Here is a 15,501-nt window from a genome sequence, read left to right as displayed (position 1 = left end):
CTAGGGCGCTTCCGACTCCCAGTCGGCCAGCGGCACGACGTCCTTGAGGAAGCCCCGTACGCCCAGGAACTGGGAGAGGTGTTCGCGGTGCTCCTCGCACGCGAGCCAGGTCTTGCGCCGCTCCGGCGTGTGCAGCTTGGGGTTGTTCCACGCGAGCACCCAGACGGCGTCGGCGCGGCAGCCCTTGGCGGAACAGATCGGCTTCTCTTCGCTCACTGGACCCATGATCACCCGGTCATTGTCCAGCAAGGGCGATGCCGAGCAGCCACGGGGGGAGCTGCCCGGCACCGGTCCGTCGCTCCGACGGGGGATGCGGAGCGCGTAGGCAGTATGTCACGGCACATGGGGTCCGGTGCACTGGAACTTCATGATTGATCTGAGCTTTTCTTGAGGTTTCCGGCCACGCTCGGTGATCAGTTCCGGCCGTGCGCGCGGTCCGTCTCCGGGGCCGCCTCCGACCCCTCCGCGCCGAGCGCGGGCCGCACCGGAGTCGGTACGAACGTGGAGGGAAGGGACGGCGCCGACTCGCGTCCCGCGTTGGCGATCACCACGGCGACGTACGGCAGGAGGATGCCCAGGGCCAGCGCCACGACCGCCACGTGCCGCTCGACGTTCCACAGCACCGCGGCGGCGATCACGGAGAGCGTCCGGACCGTCATCGAGATGACGTACCTCCGCTGCCGCCCCCGGACGTCGTCGGCGAGCCCCTGCCGGGCCCCCGTGATCCGGAAGACCTCGGTTCCGCCACGCTTCGGCATCACCGTTCACCACCCGCCGGTCGCGCCGGACCCACCCCGGTCCGGTCCTCGTTCCACGGTACGCCCGCCCTCCGGCGCGTACGAGACCGGGGCACGTATGGCGCTGTCCGACATGCGCCGCATGTCGGCAAGGCCGAGACTGGCCCCACATGCTTACAAGGAGGCGACAATGGGTTGGTTGTGGGCGATCATCGTGGGACTCGTCCTCGGTCTGATCGCGAAGGCGATCCTGCCGGGCAAGCAGCAGATCCCGCTCTGGCTGACGGTCGTGTTCGGCATCCTCGGCAGCGTCCTCGGAAACGCGGTCGCGACCTGGATCGGCGTGAACGACACCAAGGGCATCGACTGGATCCGTCATCTGCTCCAGCTGATCGGCGCGGTCGTCGTCGTCGGCCTGGGCGACATGCTCTGGGCCTCGATCAAGGGCGAAAGACGACGGGCCTGACCCCTCGCGGGACGGCACCGGAGAGACCGGGGGCCCGGTACGGCACACCACGTGCCGTACCGGGCCTCCGGTCGTGTCGTACGGGCGGACCCGTCAGGCGCCGGTGTACTCGATCGCCGCCAGGTTCTTCTTGCCGCGCCGCAGCACTAGCCAGCGCCCGTGCAGCAGGTCGTCCGCCGACACCTCGGCGTCCTCGGCGGCGACCTTCGCGTTGTTCACGTACGCCCCGCCCTCCTTCACCGTGCGGCGCGCCGCCGACTTGCTCGCCACCAGACCGACCTCGGCGAACAGGTCCACCACCTGGCCGAGCGCCGACACGCGCGCGTGCGGCAGCTCGGACAGGGCCGCGGCCAGCGTCGGCCCGTCCAGCTCGGCCAGGTCGCCCTGGCCGAACAGCGCCTTGGAGGCGGCGATGACGGCCGCGCACTGCTCGGCGCCGTGCACCAGGGTGGTCAGCTCCTCGGCCAGCGCCCGCTGGGCCGCCCGGGCCTGCGGCCGCTCGGCGGTCTGCTCCTCCAGCTCCTCCAGCTCCGCACGGGAACGGAAGGAGAGGATCCGCATGTACGTGGAGATGTCCCGGTCGTCCACGTTCAGCCAGAACTGGTAGAACGCGTACGGCGTGGTCATCTCCGGGTCCAGCCAGACGGCCCCGCCCTCGGTCTTGCCGAACTTGGTGCCGTCCGCCTTGACCATCAGCGGGGTCGCGAGCGCGTGGACCTCGGCCCCCGGCTCCAGGCGGTGGATCAGGTCGAGCCCGGCCACCAGGTTGCCCCACTGGTCCGAGCCGCCCTGCTGGAGCACGCAGCCGTAGCGGCGGTACAGCTCCAGGAAGTCCATGCCCTGGAGCAGCTGGTAGCTGAACTCGGTGTAGCTGATGCCCTGCTCGGACTCCAGGCGCCGGGCCACGGAGTCCTTGGTCAGCATCTTGTTGACCCGGAAGTGCTTGCCGATGTCCCGCAGGAACTCGATCGCCGAGAGGCCGGCGGTCCAGTCCAGGTTGTTCACCATGACCGCCGCGTTCTCCCCCTCGAAGGAGAGGAACGGCTCGATCTGCGACCGCAGCCGGTTCACCCAGTTCGCGACCGTCTCGGGGTCGTTCAGGGTCCGCTCGGCCGACGGCCGCGGGTCGCCGATCTGCCCGGTGGCCCCGCCGACCAGCGCCAGCGGCCGGTGCCCGGCCCGCTGGAGCCGGCGGACGGTGAGGACCTGGACCAGGTGACCGACGTGGAGACTGGCCGCGGTCGGGTCGAAGCCGCAATAGAACGTGACGGGACCGTCCGCGAGAGCCTTGCGCAGTGCGTCCTCATCGGTGGACTGGGCGAAGAGCCCGCGCCACTTCAGCTCGTCGACGATGTCCGTCACGGTCGTCCGTCTCCTTGATTGATCGGGGTGATGCCGGGGCCCAGTCTAGGTGGGTCAGACCCCCTTGCTGACCGAGCTCATGTTGAAGTCCGGCACCCGCAGGGCGGGCATCGCGGCCCGGGTGAACCAGTCGCTCCACTCGCGCGGCAGCGTCTTCTCCGTACGGCCCGCCTCCGAGGCCCGCGACAGCAGGTCCACCGGCGACTCGTTGAACCGGAAGTTGTTCACCTCGCCGACCACCTCGCCGTTCTCGACGAGGTAGACGCCGTCCCGGGTCAGCCCGGTGAGCAGCAGCGTTGCCGGGTCGACCTCGCGGATGTACCAGAGGCAGGTCAGCAGCAGACCGCGCTCGGTGGAGGACACCATCTCCTCCAGGGAACGCTCCCCGCCGCCGTCCAGGATCAGGTTCCCCGCTCCGGGGGCCACGGGCAACCGAGTAAGTCCCGCCGAGTGCCGGGTGGTGACCAGCCGCTCCAGCTTCCCGTCCCGCACCCAGTCCGTCGGCGCCAGCGGCAGGCCGTTGTCGAAGACCGAGGAGTCGTCGCCGGAGGAGTGCGCGATCACGAACGGCGCGGACTCCAGGCCCGGCTCGTTCGGGTCGGTCCGCAGCGTCAGCGGCAGCTGCGAGAGGGTCTCGCCGAGCCGGGTGCCGCCGCCGGGCTTGGAGAAGACCGTACGGCCCTCCACCGCGTCCCGGGCCGCGGCGTTCCACTGCTGGTAGATCAGCAGGTCGGCCACGGCGGTCGGCGGCAGCAGCGTCTCGTAGCGCCCGGCGGGCAGCTCGATCCGCCGCTCCGCCCAGCCGAGCCGGACCGCCAGGTCGGCGTCGAGCGCCGCCGGGTCGACGTCCTTGAAGTCCCGGGTCGCGCGCCCGGCCCAGGCGGAGCGCGAGCGGTCGGGGGACTTGGCGTTCAGCTCCAGGGTCCCGTTGGGCTGGTCGTGCCGCAGCCGCAGCCCGGTCGACGTGCCCAGATAGGTGGAGGTCAGCTCGTGGTTCGCGAAGCCGTACAGCTCGCGGCCCCCGGACCGGGCCCGGGCGAAGGCCTCGCCGAGCGCGGGCGCGAAGTCCCCGAAGACGGCGGAGGAGGTCTCCGCCGGGGCGTCCGTGAAGTCGGGGGAGACGGGCACGCCCTCCACCAGCGGCTGCGCGTCCTCGGCGGGCCCGGCGGACCGGGCGGCGGCCTCGGCGGCCCGCACCAGGGGCTCCAGGTCGTCCACGGTCACGGCCGACCGGGAGACGACGCCGGAGGCGGTGCCCTGCGCCCCGTCGACGGTCGCGATCACCGTGAGAGTGCGGCCCCGGGTGACGCCGTTCGTCGTGAGGGCGTTCCCCGCCCAGCGCAGATTGGCCGAGGACTCCTCGTCCGCGATGACGACGCACCCGTCGGCCCGGGACAGCTCCAGGGCCCGCTCGACGATCTCGTACGGCTTGCTGACGCGGCTCATCGTCCCGCCTCCTGCGTCGTGTTGAGGCTGTGCTTGCCCGGGGGTCGACCCCCGGACCCCCGGCAGATCTGGTGGCGAGCGATCATCGACCGGCCTCCTGCGTCGTGTTGAGGATGTTGACGCCCCGGAAGAGGGCGGAGGGGCAGCCGTGGGAGACCGCGGCGACCTGGCCCGGCTGGGCCTTGCCGCAGTTGAAGGCGCCGCCGAGCACGTACGTCTGCGGGCCGCCGACCTGCTCCATCGAGCCCCAGAAGTCCGTGGTCGTCGCCTGGTACGCGACGTCCCGCAGCTGTCCGGCCAGCCGCCCGTTCTCGATGCGGAAGAAGCGCTGCCCGGTGAACTGGAAGTTGTACCGCTGCATGTCGATCGACCAGGACCGGTCGCCGACCACGTAGATCCCGCGCTCCACGCCCCCGATCAGGTCCTCCGTCGACAGGCCGCCCGGGTCCGGCTGGAGCGAGACGTTCGCCATCCGCTGCACCGGCACGTGCCCGGGGGAGTCCGCGAAGGCGCAGCCGTTCGACCGGCCGAGGCCGGTGAGCTTCGCGATCCGCCGGTCCAGCTGGTAGCCGACGAGCGTGCCGTCCTTCACCAGGTCCCAGGACTGCGCCTCGACGCCCTCGTCGTCGTAGCCGATGGTCGCGAGCCCGTGCTCGGCGGTCCGGTCGCCCGTCACGTTCATGACCGAGGAGCCGTACGTCAGCTTGTTCAGCTGGTCGAAGGTGGCGAAGGAGGTGCCCGCGTAGGCCGCCTCGTAGCCGAGGGCCCGGTCCAGCTCGGTGGCGTGCCCGATCGACTCGTGGATGGTCAGCCACAGGTTCGACGGGTCCACGACCAGGTCGTACCGCCCGGCCTCGACGCTCGGCGCCCGCATCTTCTCGGCCAGCAGCGCCGGGATCTCGTCCAGCTCCTTGTCCCAGTCCCAGCCCGTGCCGGTCAGGTACTCCCAGCCGCGCCCGACCGGCGGCGCGATCGTCCGCATCGAGTCGAACTCACCGGTCGTCCCGTCCACGGCCACCGCCGTGAGCTGCGGGTGCAGCCGCACGCGCTGCTGGGTGGTCACGGTGCCGGCCGTGTCCGCGTAGAACTTGTTCTCGTGGATGGTGAGCAGCGAGGCGTCCACGTGCGCCACGCCCTCCGCCCCCAGCAGCCGCGCGCTCCAGTCGGCGAGCAGGGCGCTCTTCTCCTCGGAGGGCACGGAGAAGGGGTCGATCTCGTACGAGGAGACCCACACCTTCTCCTCGTGCACCGGCTCCGCCGCCAGCTCCACGCGCTCCTCGGACCCGGCCGCCGCGATCACCTTCGCGGACAGCTTGGCCATGGCGACCGCCTGCGAGGCGACCCGGGCCGCCCCGTCCATGGTCAGGTCGACCCCGGAGGCGAACCCCCAGGCCCCGCCGTGCACCACCCGCACCGCGTAGCCGAGGTCCGTGGTGTCGGAGGATCCGGACGGTTTGGCGTCGCGCAGCCGCCACGCGGCGCTGCGCACCCGCTCCAGGCGGAAGTCGGCGTGCTCGGCACCCAGCGCGCGCGCTCGGGCGAGCGCGGCGTCGGCGAGTGCCCGAAGGGGCAGCGCGACGAACGAAGGGTCGATCTGATGGCCCACGAGCGGCCTCGCTCTCGGTGATCGGAAGACGGTCACGGAACTGCCCGGGAAGTCAATCACGGGACGGGCGGTCGGGGCGGCGCATTGCCGTGCGCCCTCGGCGGAACCGGACCCAACCGGCCACCGCACAGCGGGCATTGGGGTGACGGCACAAGGCGCTCCGGTACTGGCCGGGCCGCCCGGCCGCGTACGGGCCGCGCTTCCCGGCAGGCGACCCGGCGGCCGGAAGACGCGATCCCCCGCCCCGGACCACGCCTCTCACGCCCCGGACGGCACCCCGCGCGGGCCCGGTCGCGGGCCGCCGGGCGGCCGCCTCCCGGAGCCCCCGGGCTGTAGGGACCCGACAGAGCGGCCCGTACGCCACTGTCGGAGGTCGATTCCTCATGTCGGGAGCGATGCAGATAGGTTTTCGGCTACCAGACCGCTATCGAAAGGGTGATCCGTTGAGCCGCTCGGTTCTCGTCACCGGAGGAAACCGGGGCATCGGCCTCGCCATCGCCCGCGCGTTCGCCGAGGCCGGCGACAAGGTCGCCTTCACGTACCGCTCCGGCGAGCCGCCGGCCGCGCTGGCCGAGCTGGGCTGCCTGGCCGTGCGGTGCGACATCACCGACGGCGAGCAGGTGGAGCAGGCGTACAAGGAGATCGAGGAGAAGCACGGTCCGGTGGAGGTCCTCGTGGCCAACGCCGGCGTGACGAAGGACCAGCTCCTCATGCGCATGTCCGAGGAGGACTTCACCTCCGTCGTCGACACCAACCTCACCGGCACCTTCCGGGTCGTCAAGCGGGCCAACCGCGGGATGCTGCGCGCCAAGAAGGGCCGCGTCGTCCTGATCTCCTCGGTCGTCGGCCTGCTGGGCTCCGCGGGCCAGGCCAACTACGCCGCCTCCAAGGCCGGTCTGGTCGGTTTCGCCCGCTCCCTCGCGCGTGAGCTGGGCTCCCGCAACATCACCTTCAACGTCGTCGCCCCCGGCTTCGTCGACACCGACATGACCGCGGTGCTCACCGACGAGCAGCGCGCGGGCATCGTGTCCCAGGTGCCGCTGGGCCGCTACGCGCAGCCCGGGGAGATCGCCGCCGCGGTGCGGTTCCTCGCCTCCGACGACGCCGCGTACATCACTGGAGCCGTCATCCCGGTTGACGGCGGATTGGGCATGGGTCACTGATCACCATGAGTGGAATCCTCGAGGGCAAGCGCATCCTCATCACCGGTGTGCTGATGGAGTCCTCCATCGCCTTCCACGCCGCGAAGCTGGCCCAGGAGCAGGGTGCGGAGATCATCCTCACCGCCTGGCCCCGGCCGACGCTGACCGAGCGCATCGCCAAGAAGCTGCCCCGGCCCGAGGACGTCAAGGTCCTGGAGCTCGACGTCTCCAACGACGAGCACCTCGCGCGCCTGGAGGGCCAGGTCCGCGAGCACCTCGGCGACCGCCTCGACGGCGTCGTGCACTCGATCGGCTTCGCCCCGCAGGACGCGCTCGGCGGCAACTTCCTCAACACGCCGTTCGAGTCCGTCGCCACCGCCATGCACGTCTCGGCCTTCTCCCTGAAGTCCCTGACGATGGCGCTGCTGCCGCTGATGAGCGAGGGCGGCTCCGTCGTCGGCCTCACCTTCGACGCGAAGTTCGCCTGGCCGCAGTACGACTGGATGGGCCCGGCCAAGGCCGCCCTGGAGGCCACCAGCCGCTACATCGCCCGTGACCTGGGCAAGCAGAACATCCGCTGCAACCTGGTCTCGGCGGGTCCGCTCGGCTCGATGGCCGCCAAGTCCATCCCGGGCTTCGGCGAGCTGGCCTCCGTCTGGGACAGCCGCTCCCCGCTGGAGTGGGACCTCACCGACCCGGAGCCGGCCGGCCGCGGCATCGTCGCGCTGCTCTCCGACTGGTTCCCGAAGACGACCGGCGAGATCGTCCACGTCGACGGCGGTCTGCACGCGATCGGCGCCTGACGCCTTCCGTACGGACTCCAGGGCCGTGTGCCCGCCCCCCCGGGGCGGTGCGCACGGCCCTTCGCCGTCTCCCGGGCCGCGGGCTCCCGAACGCCGTAATCGAACACTCGACTCGAAAAGTAGCCCGAACGACCCCAGACTGGGGCAGAGCGTGAAGGTCTGCTGCTGGCGGGGAGGAGGTACGGACATGCGCGTGATACGCCAGGGATTCGGGGCGTTCGCCTCGGTCGCCGTGCTGCTGACCGGGGTCGCCCTCGCCGCCGAGGTGCGCGCGGCGCCCGCCCCGGCCGAGGAACCCGCCGCCGCTCCCGCGGCCGGGGAGCCGGAGAACTTCGGCGCCTCCTGCCGCACCGACGTCGAGGGCTCCCGCGTCACCGCCCACTGCCAGAACCCCTACCCGCGCACCGACCGGGTCCGCCTCCACGTCGAGTGCGAGCAGTGGTGGGACGTCGACACCGACAGCGCCCCCGTGGACGTCGGCCCCGCCGACTACGCCCAGCTCACCGGCCGCTGCTGGAAGGAGGTCCGGTCCGCCTGGATCACCCACCAGCCGGCGGACCCGGAACCCGCGCCGGGCTCATCGGGCCCCTGAGTCCGGTACGGCGTCCGGCGCCGGGCTCCGCAGGCACATGAAGGGGTAGCCGGCCGCCTCCGCACCGGCCCGCTCGGCGTCGCCGTCCCGGATCGCGTCCACCAGGCGCGCGTGGTCCATGTGGTTCTCCGGCCGCAGCTCCTGCCCCACGTCGTCCCGCAGCCACTGCCGCAGGAGATCGCCCAGGTCCGCGTACAGCTCCGTCAGCACCTCGTTGCCCGAGGCGGCGACGACCGCGTGGTGGAAGGCCGCGTCGGCCGTCACGAACCGCTCCGCGTCCCCCGTCCCCCACGCCTCCTCGCGCCGTACGAGCAGGGCGTCGAGCTGTTTCAGGTCCCGCTCCGTGCGCCGCTCCGCCGCGAACCGCGCGGCGGCGGACTCCAGGGTCGAGCGCAGCTCGGCGACGTGCCGGGGGTCGGAGCCGGAGAAGCGCCGGTGCATCACGCCCGCCAGCTCGCTGGTAGCCGCCACGTACGTCCCGGAGCCCTGCCGGATGTCGAGCAGCCCGTTGTGCGCGAGCGCGCGGACCGCCTCGCGCACCGTGTTCCGGGCCACGCCCAGCTGCTCGACCAGCTCGGGCTCGGTCGGGATGCGCGAGCCCACCGGCCACTCGCCGGAGGTGATCTGGTTCCGCAGCTCGGCGATCACCTGGTCGGAGAGGCCTGCGCGCCGGGGATGGCCGAGAGCCATGGAGGCACCTTCCCATTCGTTCGAGATTGGACAACCAATCATCCCATGATTCTATGATGGCCTCATGCCTGACGAGCCGAAGACCCTCGACCCCGCCGCCCGACCGGCCGCCACCGCCGGGGATTCTCCCGCACCCGACCGGGACCGCCGCGCCGATGGGGACGCTCCGTCCCGGACCCGGTTCCTCGTCCCGGTCACCGTCGGACTCGTCCTGGCCGCGCTCAACCTGCGCCCCGCCATCACCAGCCTCGGCGCCCTCCTCGAAGAGGTCAGCGAGGGCCTCCACATGAGCGGCAGCGTCGCCGGCGTCCTCACCTCCGTGCCGCCGCTCTGCTTCGCGGTCTTCGGCATCACCGCCCCGCGCCTCGCCCGCCGCTTCGGCCCCGCCGCCGTCGTCTGCGCGGGCATGGCCGCGATCTTCACCGGCCTCCTCCTGCGGCCCCTCGCCGGCGGCACCGCCGGCTTCCTCGCCGCCAGCGCCCTCGCCCTCATGGGCATCGCCGTCAGCAACGTCCTGATGCCCGTCATCGTCAAGCGGTACTTCCCCGACCGCGTCGGCACCATGACCGGCCTGTACTCCATGGCGCTCGCCCTCGGCACCTCCGTCGCCGCCGCCGCGACCGTCCCCCTGACCGACGCGCTCGGCGGGGACTGGCGCCTCGGCCTCGGCGTCTGGGCGGTCCTCGCCGCGCTCGCCGTCCTGCCCTGGCTCCCGCTCCTGCGCGACCGAGACCGCGACCGCGTCTCCCGTACGGGGACCGACCGCCCTTCCGGTACGGGGACCGGCCCTTCCCGTACGGAGACCGGCCCTTCCCGTACGGGCGCCCCCGTCTCCCGTACGGAGGCGAAGGCCCCGGCGCCGGACGCCGCGCCGCGCGTCACCCGCAGCCGCACCGCCTGGGCTCTCGGCGCCTTCTTCGGCCTCCAGGCCACCGGCGCCTACATCACCATGGGCTGGATGCCGCAGATCTTCCGCGACGCCGGCGTCCCCGCCTCCACCGCGGGTGTGCTCCTCGCCGTCACCATGGTCATGGGCGTCCCGCTCGCCTTCGTCATCCCCCGGCTCGCCACCCGCATGAAGACCCAGGGCCCGATCGTCGTCGCCCTCGCCCTGTGCGGCCTCGGCGGCTACACCGGCCTCCTCCTCGCCCCGGCCGCCGGAGCCTGGGTCTGGGCGGTGCTGCTCGGCGTCTCCAACTGCGCCTTCCCGCTCGCCCTCACCATGATCGGAATGCGCTCGCGCACCGGCGCCGGCGTCGTCCGCCTCTCCGCCTTCGCCCAGAGCGTCGGCTACCTCATCTCCATCCCCGGCCCCCTCCTCGTCGGCGTGCTCTACCAGCACAGCGGCGGCTGGGGACTGCCCATCGCGCTCATGGGCGGGCTGATGGTGCCTCAGATGATCGTCGGAATCCTCGCGGGCAGGGACCGGACGGTCGAGGACGAATGCTGAGGTGCGAGACTGTTCCCATGCCAGTCCTCGAACCCAATCCGCCGAACGGCCAGAAGAAGCTGCTCGCCGTCTTCGGCGCGATGATCGCCATCACCGTCGTCATCGGAGTCATCGCCTCCATCGCCGCCCCGTGACCCTCCGGCCGGGGGGTAACCCCCGCATCCCCTAGGGGGTGGGTCTCAGGGTCGAGTGGGTGGATCACCGGATGGGCCGCCGCCCCCGCGCTCCGTACGGTGGAGCCGACGGCGAAAGCGGAGACCCACCCACCACGGAGGCGGCCATGTCGGTCCGTACGCACAGCGGCAGCGGAACCACGGCGACCGGCGTCGACACCCGGCTGTCCTGGTGGGCCCTCGCCCTCCCGGCGGCCGCGTTCGTCGCCCTCCTGCTGCTCATGACCGGGCCGGGAGAGGCCCACGCGACCGGGGGAGACCCGACGGTCGGACGGTTCCTGGAGCAGGTCAGGCAAACGCTGCCTCTCTGAGTCGGAGCGGCCCTTTTCGTGCGAAGCTGTGGACCATGAGCGTCGATACACCCCGCAGGATCGTGCTGCTCCGGCACGCGAAGGCAGACTGGCCCCAGGTGTCCGACCACGAGCGCCCCCTCGCCGAACGAGGCCGCTCGGACGCCCCCGTCGCGGGCCGCAAGCTCGCCGAGACCGGCATCGGCTTCGACCTGGCCCTCTGCTCGACCGCCGTCAGAACCCGCGAGACCTGGAAGCTCGCCGTGCAGGAACTGCCGGAGCGCCCCAGGACCGTGTACGAGGACCGGCTGTACGAGGCCTCGCTCGGCGAACTCATCGCCCTGCTCAACGACGTCCCGGACGAGGTCTCCGACCTCCTGGTCATCGGCCACAATCCCGGTATGCACGCCCTCGCCGATGCCCTCGCGGGCCGGGCCGAGGGCGACACCGCGACCCGGATGAACCGCAGCGGCTTCCCGACCTCCGCCTTCGCCGTCCTCACCTTCGACGGCTCCTGGAAGTCGGTGGAGCACGGCGTCGGCAGCCTCGTCGACTTCTGGACCCCGCACGACTGACGGGCCGCACGACTGACGGGACCCCGCACGACTGAACGGGCCGCGTGATCGACGGGCCCGTGTGATCGACGGGCCCGCGCCCCCTCCCGTACGCACGAGGGCCCGGCCGTCCCCAGGATGACCGGGCCCTCCTCGCCGTGAAGGCCGGCCCACGGCTCAGTGCAGCAGGTCCTCGCCGCCGTCCGCCGCCTCGACCTCTTCGCGCGTGATCCCGAGCAGATAGAGCACGGTGTCCAGGAAGGGCACGTTCACCGCCGTGTCGGCCGCCTTGCGCACCACCGGCTTGGCGTTGAACGCCACCCCGAGCCCGGCCGCGTTCAGCATGTCCAGGTCGTTGGCCCCGTCGCCGATCGCCACGGTCTGCGCCAGCGGCACCCCCGCCTCCGTGGCGAACCGGCGCAGCAGCCGCGCCTTGCCCGCCCGGTCCACGATCTCCCCGGTGACCCGCCCGGTGAGCTTCCCGTCCACGATCTCCAGGGTGTTGGCCGAGGCGAAGTCGAGCCCCAGCCGCTCCTTCAGGTCGTCGGTGACCTGGGTGAACCCGCCGGAGACCACGCCCACCTGGTAGCCGAGCCGCTTGAGCGTACGGATCAGGGTCCGGGCCCCGGGCGTCAGCCGCACCTCGGCGCGCACCTTGTCCACCACCGAGGCGTCGAGCCCGGCGAGCAGCGCCACCCGCGCGTGCAGGGACTGCTCGAAGTCCAGCTCGCCGCGCATCGCGGCCTCCGTCACCTCGGCGACCTTGTCCTCGCAGCCCGCGTGCGCCGCGAAGAGCTCGATCACCTCGTCCTGGATCAGGGTCGAGTCCACGTCCATGACGACCAGCCGCTGGGCGCGCCGGTGCAGACCGGCGGAGACCACGGCCACATCGACCCCGATGGTGTGCGCTTCGACGGCGAGCGCCGTCCGCAGCGGCTCGGTCTCGCAGCCCGAGACCGCGAACTCGACGGCCGTCACCGGGTACTTCGCGAGGCGGAAGACACGGTCGATGTTGCCGCCGGTCTCCGCGATCCTGGCCGCTATGGCCGCCGTCTGCTCCGCCGTGAGCGGGTTGCCGAGCACGGTGACGTGCGAGCGCCCCTCGCCCCGGGGGCGGTTGTCGCCCGTACCGGAGATGATCTCGGCCTGGAGCTTCAGCGACTCGGCCCAGCTGTGCACGGTCGCCCGGAGCTCGCCCTGCGAGGCGACGGTCGGCTCGGTGACGAGCGCGCACAGGACGAGGCGGCCGCGCGAGACGACCTGCTCGATGTCCACGACGTCGACGGAGTAGGCGGCGAGGGTGTCGAAGAGTCCCGCGGTGATCCCGGGGCGGTCCTTCCCGAAGATCTTGACGAGAAGGGTGGGAACGTCCGAGGGGGGAACGTCTGAGATCTGCGATGCGCTCATGGTGGTCCCACCGTATCGGGCACCGCGCGCCCCTGGCCCCCCGTCCCGCGTACCGGACACCCGGGCGCCCGGGAGGCTCCTCCGGCCCCCGTCCCGCGGCCCGACTTTCGGAGAGGGGACCGGGCCTGAAATAGTTCCCCCCGGATGTTCGCCATCCCTGGACTCCCAGCGACGGGGGTACATCGGGGGACAAGTAGTGGGGCATGGAGTGCCAGAACTCGTACTGGAATTGAATGGAAGGACCTGGACCCTCGATCCGTCCAGGTCGTACACCGTGGGCCGGGACCCGCAGGGGGACCTGGTCATCGACGACGCCAGGGTCTCGTGGCGGCACGCCACGATCAGCTGGGGCGGCCGGAGCTGGGTCATCGAGGACCACGGCTCCACGAACGGCACGTTCGTCCGGGGGCAGCGGATCCACCAGATGGAGATCGGCCCCGGCTCGGCCGTCCACCTGGGCAACGCGACCGACGGCCCGCGGCTGAATCTCGCCGCCGGAGCCCAGGCCGGGCACCAGCCCCAGCAGCCGGCGCAGCAGCCCGCGCCGCACCAGCAGCCGCCGGTGGCCCAGCCCGTCCCGGCCCACCAGGCCGCCGAGCAGGCCGAGTGGATCACCCACCAGGCACCGCCGCAGCACCAGCAGCCGCAGCCGCCGCAGCACCACCAGGCGCCGCAGCAGCCCGGCTGGCAGCAGCCGCAGGTCCCGCACCAGCAGGGGCCCGGCCACGGTCACCCCGGCGCCGTCGCGGGGGCGTCGTCGGCCTACTCCGACCGCAGCCCCACCACGTTCCACGAGCTCTCCCTCGGCCGCGTCATGCGCATCGGCCGTGCCCTGGAGAACGAGCTGGTCGTCTCCGACCTCCAGGTCTCGCGGAACCACGCCGAGTTCCACGCGACGCCCGACGGGCGCTTCGAGATCCGCGACCTCGGCTCGCACAACGGCACGTACGTCAACGGTCAGCCGATCCCCAAGGGCGGCACGGCCCTCCTGGGCCCGCAGGACATCGTCGGCGTCGGCCACTCGACCTTCCGGATCGTCGGCGGCCAGCTGGAAGAGTTCGTCGACACCGGCTCGGTCTCCTTCTCGGCCCGCCACCTCACGGTCACCGTCGACGGCGGCAAGCAGATCCTCAAGGACGTCACCTTCGGCGTCCCGGAGAAGTCGCTGATCGGCGTCATCGGCCCGTCCGGCTCCGGAAAGTCCACGCTCCTCAAGGCGCTGACCGGCTACCGCCCGGCCAACGAGGGCGACGTCCTCTACGACAACCGGAGCCTCTACAAGCAGTTCGCCGAGCTGCGCCAGCGCATCGGTCTGGTCCCGCAGGACGACATCCTGCACAAGGAGCTGACCGTCCAGAAGGCGCTGCGCTACGCGGCCAAGCTCCGCTTCCCCGGCGACACCGCGACCGCCGAGCGCGAGGCCCGCATCGACGAGGTGCTGCGCGAGCTCAAGCTCGACATCCACAAGGAGAAGAAGGTCACCTCCCTCTCCGGTGGCCAGCGCAAGCGCGTCTCCGTCGCCCTGGAGCTCCTCACCAAGCCCTCGCTGATCTTCCTGGACGAGCCGACCTCCGGCCTCGACCCGGGCATGGACCGTGACGTCATGCAGCTGCTGCGCGGCCTCGCCGACGACGGCCGCACGGTCCTCGTCGTCACCCACTCGGTGGCCGAGCTGGGCCTGTGCGACAAGCTCCTGGTGATGGCGCCCGGCGGCTCGGTGGCGTACTTCGGCCCGCCGGAGGAGGCGCTGAACTTCTTCGGCTACTCCACCTGGGCCGACGTCTTCTCCGCCTTCGAGAACTACCGCGAGTACGACTGGGCGGGCCGCTGGAAGGGCTCGCAGCACTACCAGATGTACGCCGCGGACATCGACGCCGTCGCCGCCCAGCCCGTCCAGGTGCCGCAGCAGGCGATGTCCCGCCCGCCGAAGCCGCAGGGCTGGGGCTCCCAGCTGTGGACCCTGATCCGCCGTTACGTCTCGGTGATCGCGTCCGACAAGGGCTTCCTGGGCCTGATGGTGATCCTGCCGGCCGTCCTCGGCGCGGTCTCGGTCGTCATCCCGGCCGACTTCGGCCTCGGCTCGCCGACCCCGCCGTCCCGCTTCAACGGCGACGCGGGCACGATCATGCTGATCCTCGCGGTCGGCATGTGTTTCAGCGGCGCCGCCAACTCGGTCCGCGAACTGATCAAGGAACGGGTCATCTACGAACGGGAGCGCGCCACCGGCCTCTCCCGCTCCGCGTACCTGATGTCCAAGGTCATCGTCCTCGGCCTGATCACGGCCTTCCAGGGCGTCATCATCTGCGGCATCGGCTTCTCCACCCGGGCGCTGCCCGAGGAGGGCCTCTTCATGCCGCCGGCCGTCGAGCTGTGCGTCCAGGTCATCGCCCTGGGCCTCACCTCGATGATGTTCGGCCTGGTCATCTCCGCGCTCGTGAAGACCGCCGAGAAGACCATGCCGCTCCTGGTGATGTTCGCGATCGTCCAGGTCGTCTTCACCGGCATCCTGTTCCAGGTGTACGGCTCGCCCGGCCTGGAGCAGTTCGCCTGGCTGATGCCGTCGCGCTGGGGCATCGCCGGTGCCGGCACCACCCTCGACCTGGGCCGCCTCATGCCGCCGTGGGACCCGAAGAACCCCACGGACACCGACCCCCTGTGGGAGCACACGGTCGGCCAGTGGAGCCTGGACCTCGGCGTCCAGCTCCTGATGGCGACCGTTTTCTGCGTGCTCGTGGCGCGGCTGCTGCGCCGCCACGAGCCCGAGGTCATGCGCAAGTAACCGG

16 protein-coding genes are annotated in these 15,501 nt (G+C 71.7%); 9 read left to right on the top strand and 7 right to left on the bottom strand.

All coding sequences use genetic code 11. The features are described 5' to 3' along the window. A complete protein-coding gene (locus ACIQD7_RS11460; RefSeq protein ID WP_062756692.1) occupies positions 1–225 on the bottom strand; it encodes a hypothetical protein in 225 nt (74 codons plus the stop codon). Between the two features lie 188 nt (positions 226–413). Next, positions 414–758, bottom strand: a complete 345-nt coding sequence (locus tag ACIQD7_RS11455; protein WP_402441416.1) for a DUF3099 domain-containing protein — start codon at positions 756–758, stop codon at positions 414–416. Between the two features lie 169 nt (positions 759–927). Here ACIQD7_RS11455 and ACIQD7_RS11450 point away from each other — a divergent pair, with 169 nt between their 5' ends. Then, positions 928–1,203 carry a GlsB/YeaQ/YmgE family stress response membrane protein gene (locus ACIQD7_RS11450; RefSeq protein WP_383405627.1) on the top strand — a complete coding sequence of 92 codons (276 nt, stop codon included), beginning with the start codon at positions 928–930 and terminating at the stop codon, positions 1,201–1,203. A 93-nt stretch (positions 1,204–1,296) separates the two neighbouring features. Here the strand turns inward: ACIQD7_RS11450 and tyrS are convergent, their stop codons facing one another. From tyrS to ACIQD7_RS11435, 3 genes are all read right to left on the bottom strand, one after another. Continuing rightward, positions 1,297–2,565, bottom strand: a complete 1,269-nt coding sequence (gene tyrS, locus ACIQD7_RS11445) for a tyrosine--tRNA ligase (RefSeq protein ID WP_402441415.1) — start codon at positions 2,563–2,565, stop codon at positions 1,297–1,299. Between the two features lie 54 nt (positions 2,566–2,619). After that, positions 2,620–4,011, bottom strand: a complete 1,392-nt coding sequence (locus ACIQD7_RS11440; RefSeq protein WP_402441414.1) for a metallopeptidase TldD-related protein — start codon at positions 4,009–4,011, stop codon at positions 2,620–2,622. 82 nt (positions 4,012–4,093) lie between these two features. Continuing rightward, positions 4,094–5,617 carry a TldD/PmbA family protein gene (locus tag ACIQD7_RS11435; protein WP_121830425.1) on the bottom strand — a complete coding sequence of 508 codons (1,524 nt, stop codon included), beginning with the start codon at positions 5,615–5,617 and terminating at the stop codon, positions 4,094–4,096. A gap of 443 nt (positions 5,618–6,060) precedes the next feature. Here ACIQD7_RS11435 and fabG point away from each other — a divergent pair, with 443 nt between their 5' ends. The 3 genes from fabG (at position 6,061) to ACIQD7_RS11420 (ending at position 8,154) form a co-directional block, all read left to right on the top strand. Further along, positions 6,061–6,780: a 3-oxoacyl-[acyl-carrier-protein] reductase gene (fabG, locus tag ACIQD7_RS11430; protein WP_121830424.1), complete on the top strand. Its 720-nt coding sequence runs from the start codon at positions 6,061–6,063 to the stop codon at positions 6,778–6,780. Positions 6,781–6,785: 5 nt separating this feature from the next. Continuing rightward, entirely contained in the window at positions 6,786–7,562 is a 777-nt protein-coding gene (gene fabI, locus ACIQD7_RS11425; protein WP_121830423.1) for an enoyl-ACP reductase FabI, read from the top strand. A gap of 187 nt (positions 7,563–7,749) precedes the next feature. Then, positions 7,750–8,154 (top strand): hypothetical protein, encoded by a 405-nt coding sequence (locus tag ACIQD7_RS11420; protein WP_402441413.1) that lies wholly within the window; start codon positions 7,750–7,752, stop codon positions 8,152–8,154. On the opposite strand, the gene ACIQD7_RS11415 is transcribed toward ACIQD7_RS11420, so the two are convergent. Then, positions 8,140–8,844, bottom strand: coding sequence for a FadR/GntR family transcriptional regulator (locus ACIQD7_RS11415; RefSeq protein ID WP_402441412.1), 705 nt, complete (start codon positions 8,842–8,844; stop codon positions 8,140–8,142). The genes ACIQD7_RS11420 and ACIQD7_RS11415 overlap by 15 nt on opposite strands. A 64-nt stretch (positions 8,845–8,908) precedes the next feature. Between ACIQD7_RS11415 and ACIQD7_RS11410 the strand changes: the two genes are divergently transcribed. The 4 genes from ACIQD7_RS11410 to ACIQD7_RS11395 all read left to right on the top strand — a co-directional run bounded on the left by ACIQD7_RS11410 (position 8,909) and on the right by ACIQD7_RS11395 (position 11,332). Then, positions 8,909–10,294 (top strand): CynX/NimT family MFS transporter, encoded by a 1,386-nt coding sequence (locus ACIQD7_RS11410; RefSeq protein ID WP_402441411.1) that lies wholly within the window; start codon positions 8,909–8,911, stop codon positions 10,292–10,294. 17 nt (positions 10,295–10,311) lie between these two features. After that, a complete protein-coding gene (locus ACIQD7_RS11405; RefSeq protein ID WP_260321902.1) occupies positions 10,312–10,428 on the top strand; it encodes an SGM_5486 family transporter-associated protein in 117 nt (38 codons plus the stop codon). Between the two features lie 146 nt (positions 10,429–10,574). Then, positions 10,575–10,778 carry a hypothetical protein gene (locus ACIQD7_RS11400; RefSeq protein WP_121830419.1) on the top strand — a complete coding sequence of 68 codons (204 nt, stop codon included), beginning with the start codon at positions 10,575–10,577 and terminating at the stop codon, positions 10,776–10,778. Between the two features lie 35 nt (positions 10,779–10,813). Next, complete coding sequence (locus tag ACIQD7_RS11395; protein ID WP_121830418.1) at positions 10,814–11,332, top strand: histidine phosphatase family protein; 519 nt, start codon at positions 10,814–10,816, stop codon at positions 11,330–11,332. A gap of 156 nt (positions 11,333–11,488) precedes the next feature. On the opposite strand, the gene serB is transcribed toward ACIQD7_RS11395, so the two are convergent. Next, on the bottom strand, positions 11,489–12,718 hold the full coding sequence (serB, locus tag ACIQD7_RS11390; RefSeq protein ID WP_121830417.1) for a phosphoserine phosphatase SerB: 1,230 nt from the start codon (positions 12,716–12,718) through the stop codon (positions 11,489–11,491). A 196-nt stretch (positions 12,719–12,914) separates the two neighbouring features. Between serB and ACIQD7_RS11385 the strand changes: the two genes are divergently transcribed. Beyond that, positions 12,915–15,497 (top strand): FHA domain-containing protein, encoded by a 2,583-nt coding sequence (locus tag ACIQD7_RS11385; protein ID WP_121830416.1) that lies wholly within the window; start codon positions 12,915–12,917, stop codon positions 15,495–15,497. The last annotated feature ends 4 nt before the right edge of the window (positions 15,498–15,501 follow it).

The sequence above is a fragment of the Streptomyces sp. NPDC093071 genome, from assembly GCF_044754545.1.
Classification (GTDB): domain Bacteria; phylum Actinomycetota; class Actinomycetes; order Streptomycetales; family Streptomycetaceae; genus Streptomyces.
Note: the sequence above shows the minus strand (reverse complement) of the source record. Positions and strands in the feature narration are given on the sequence as shown.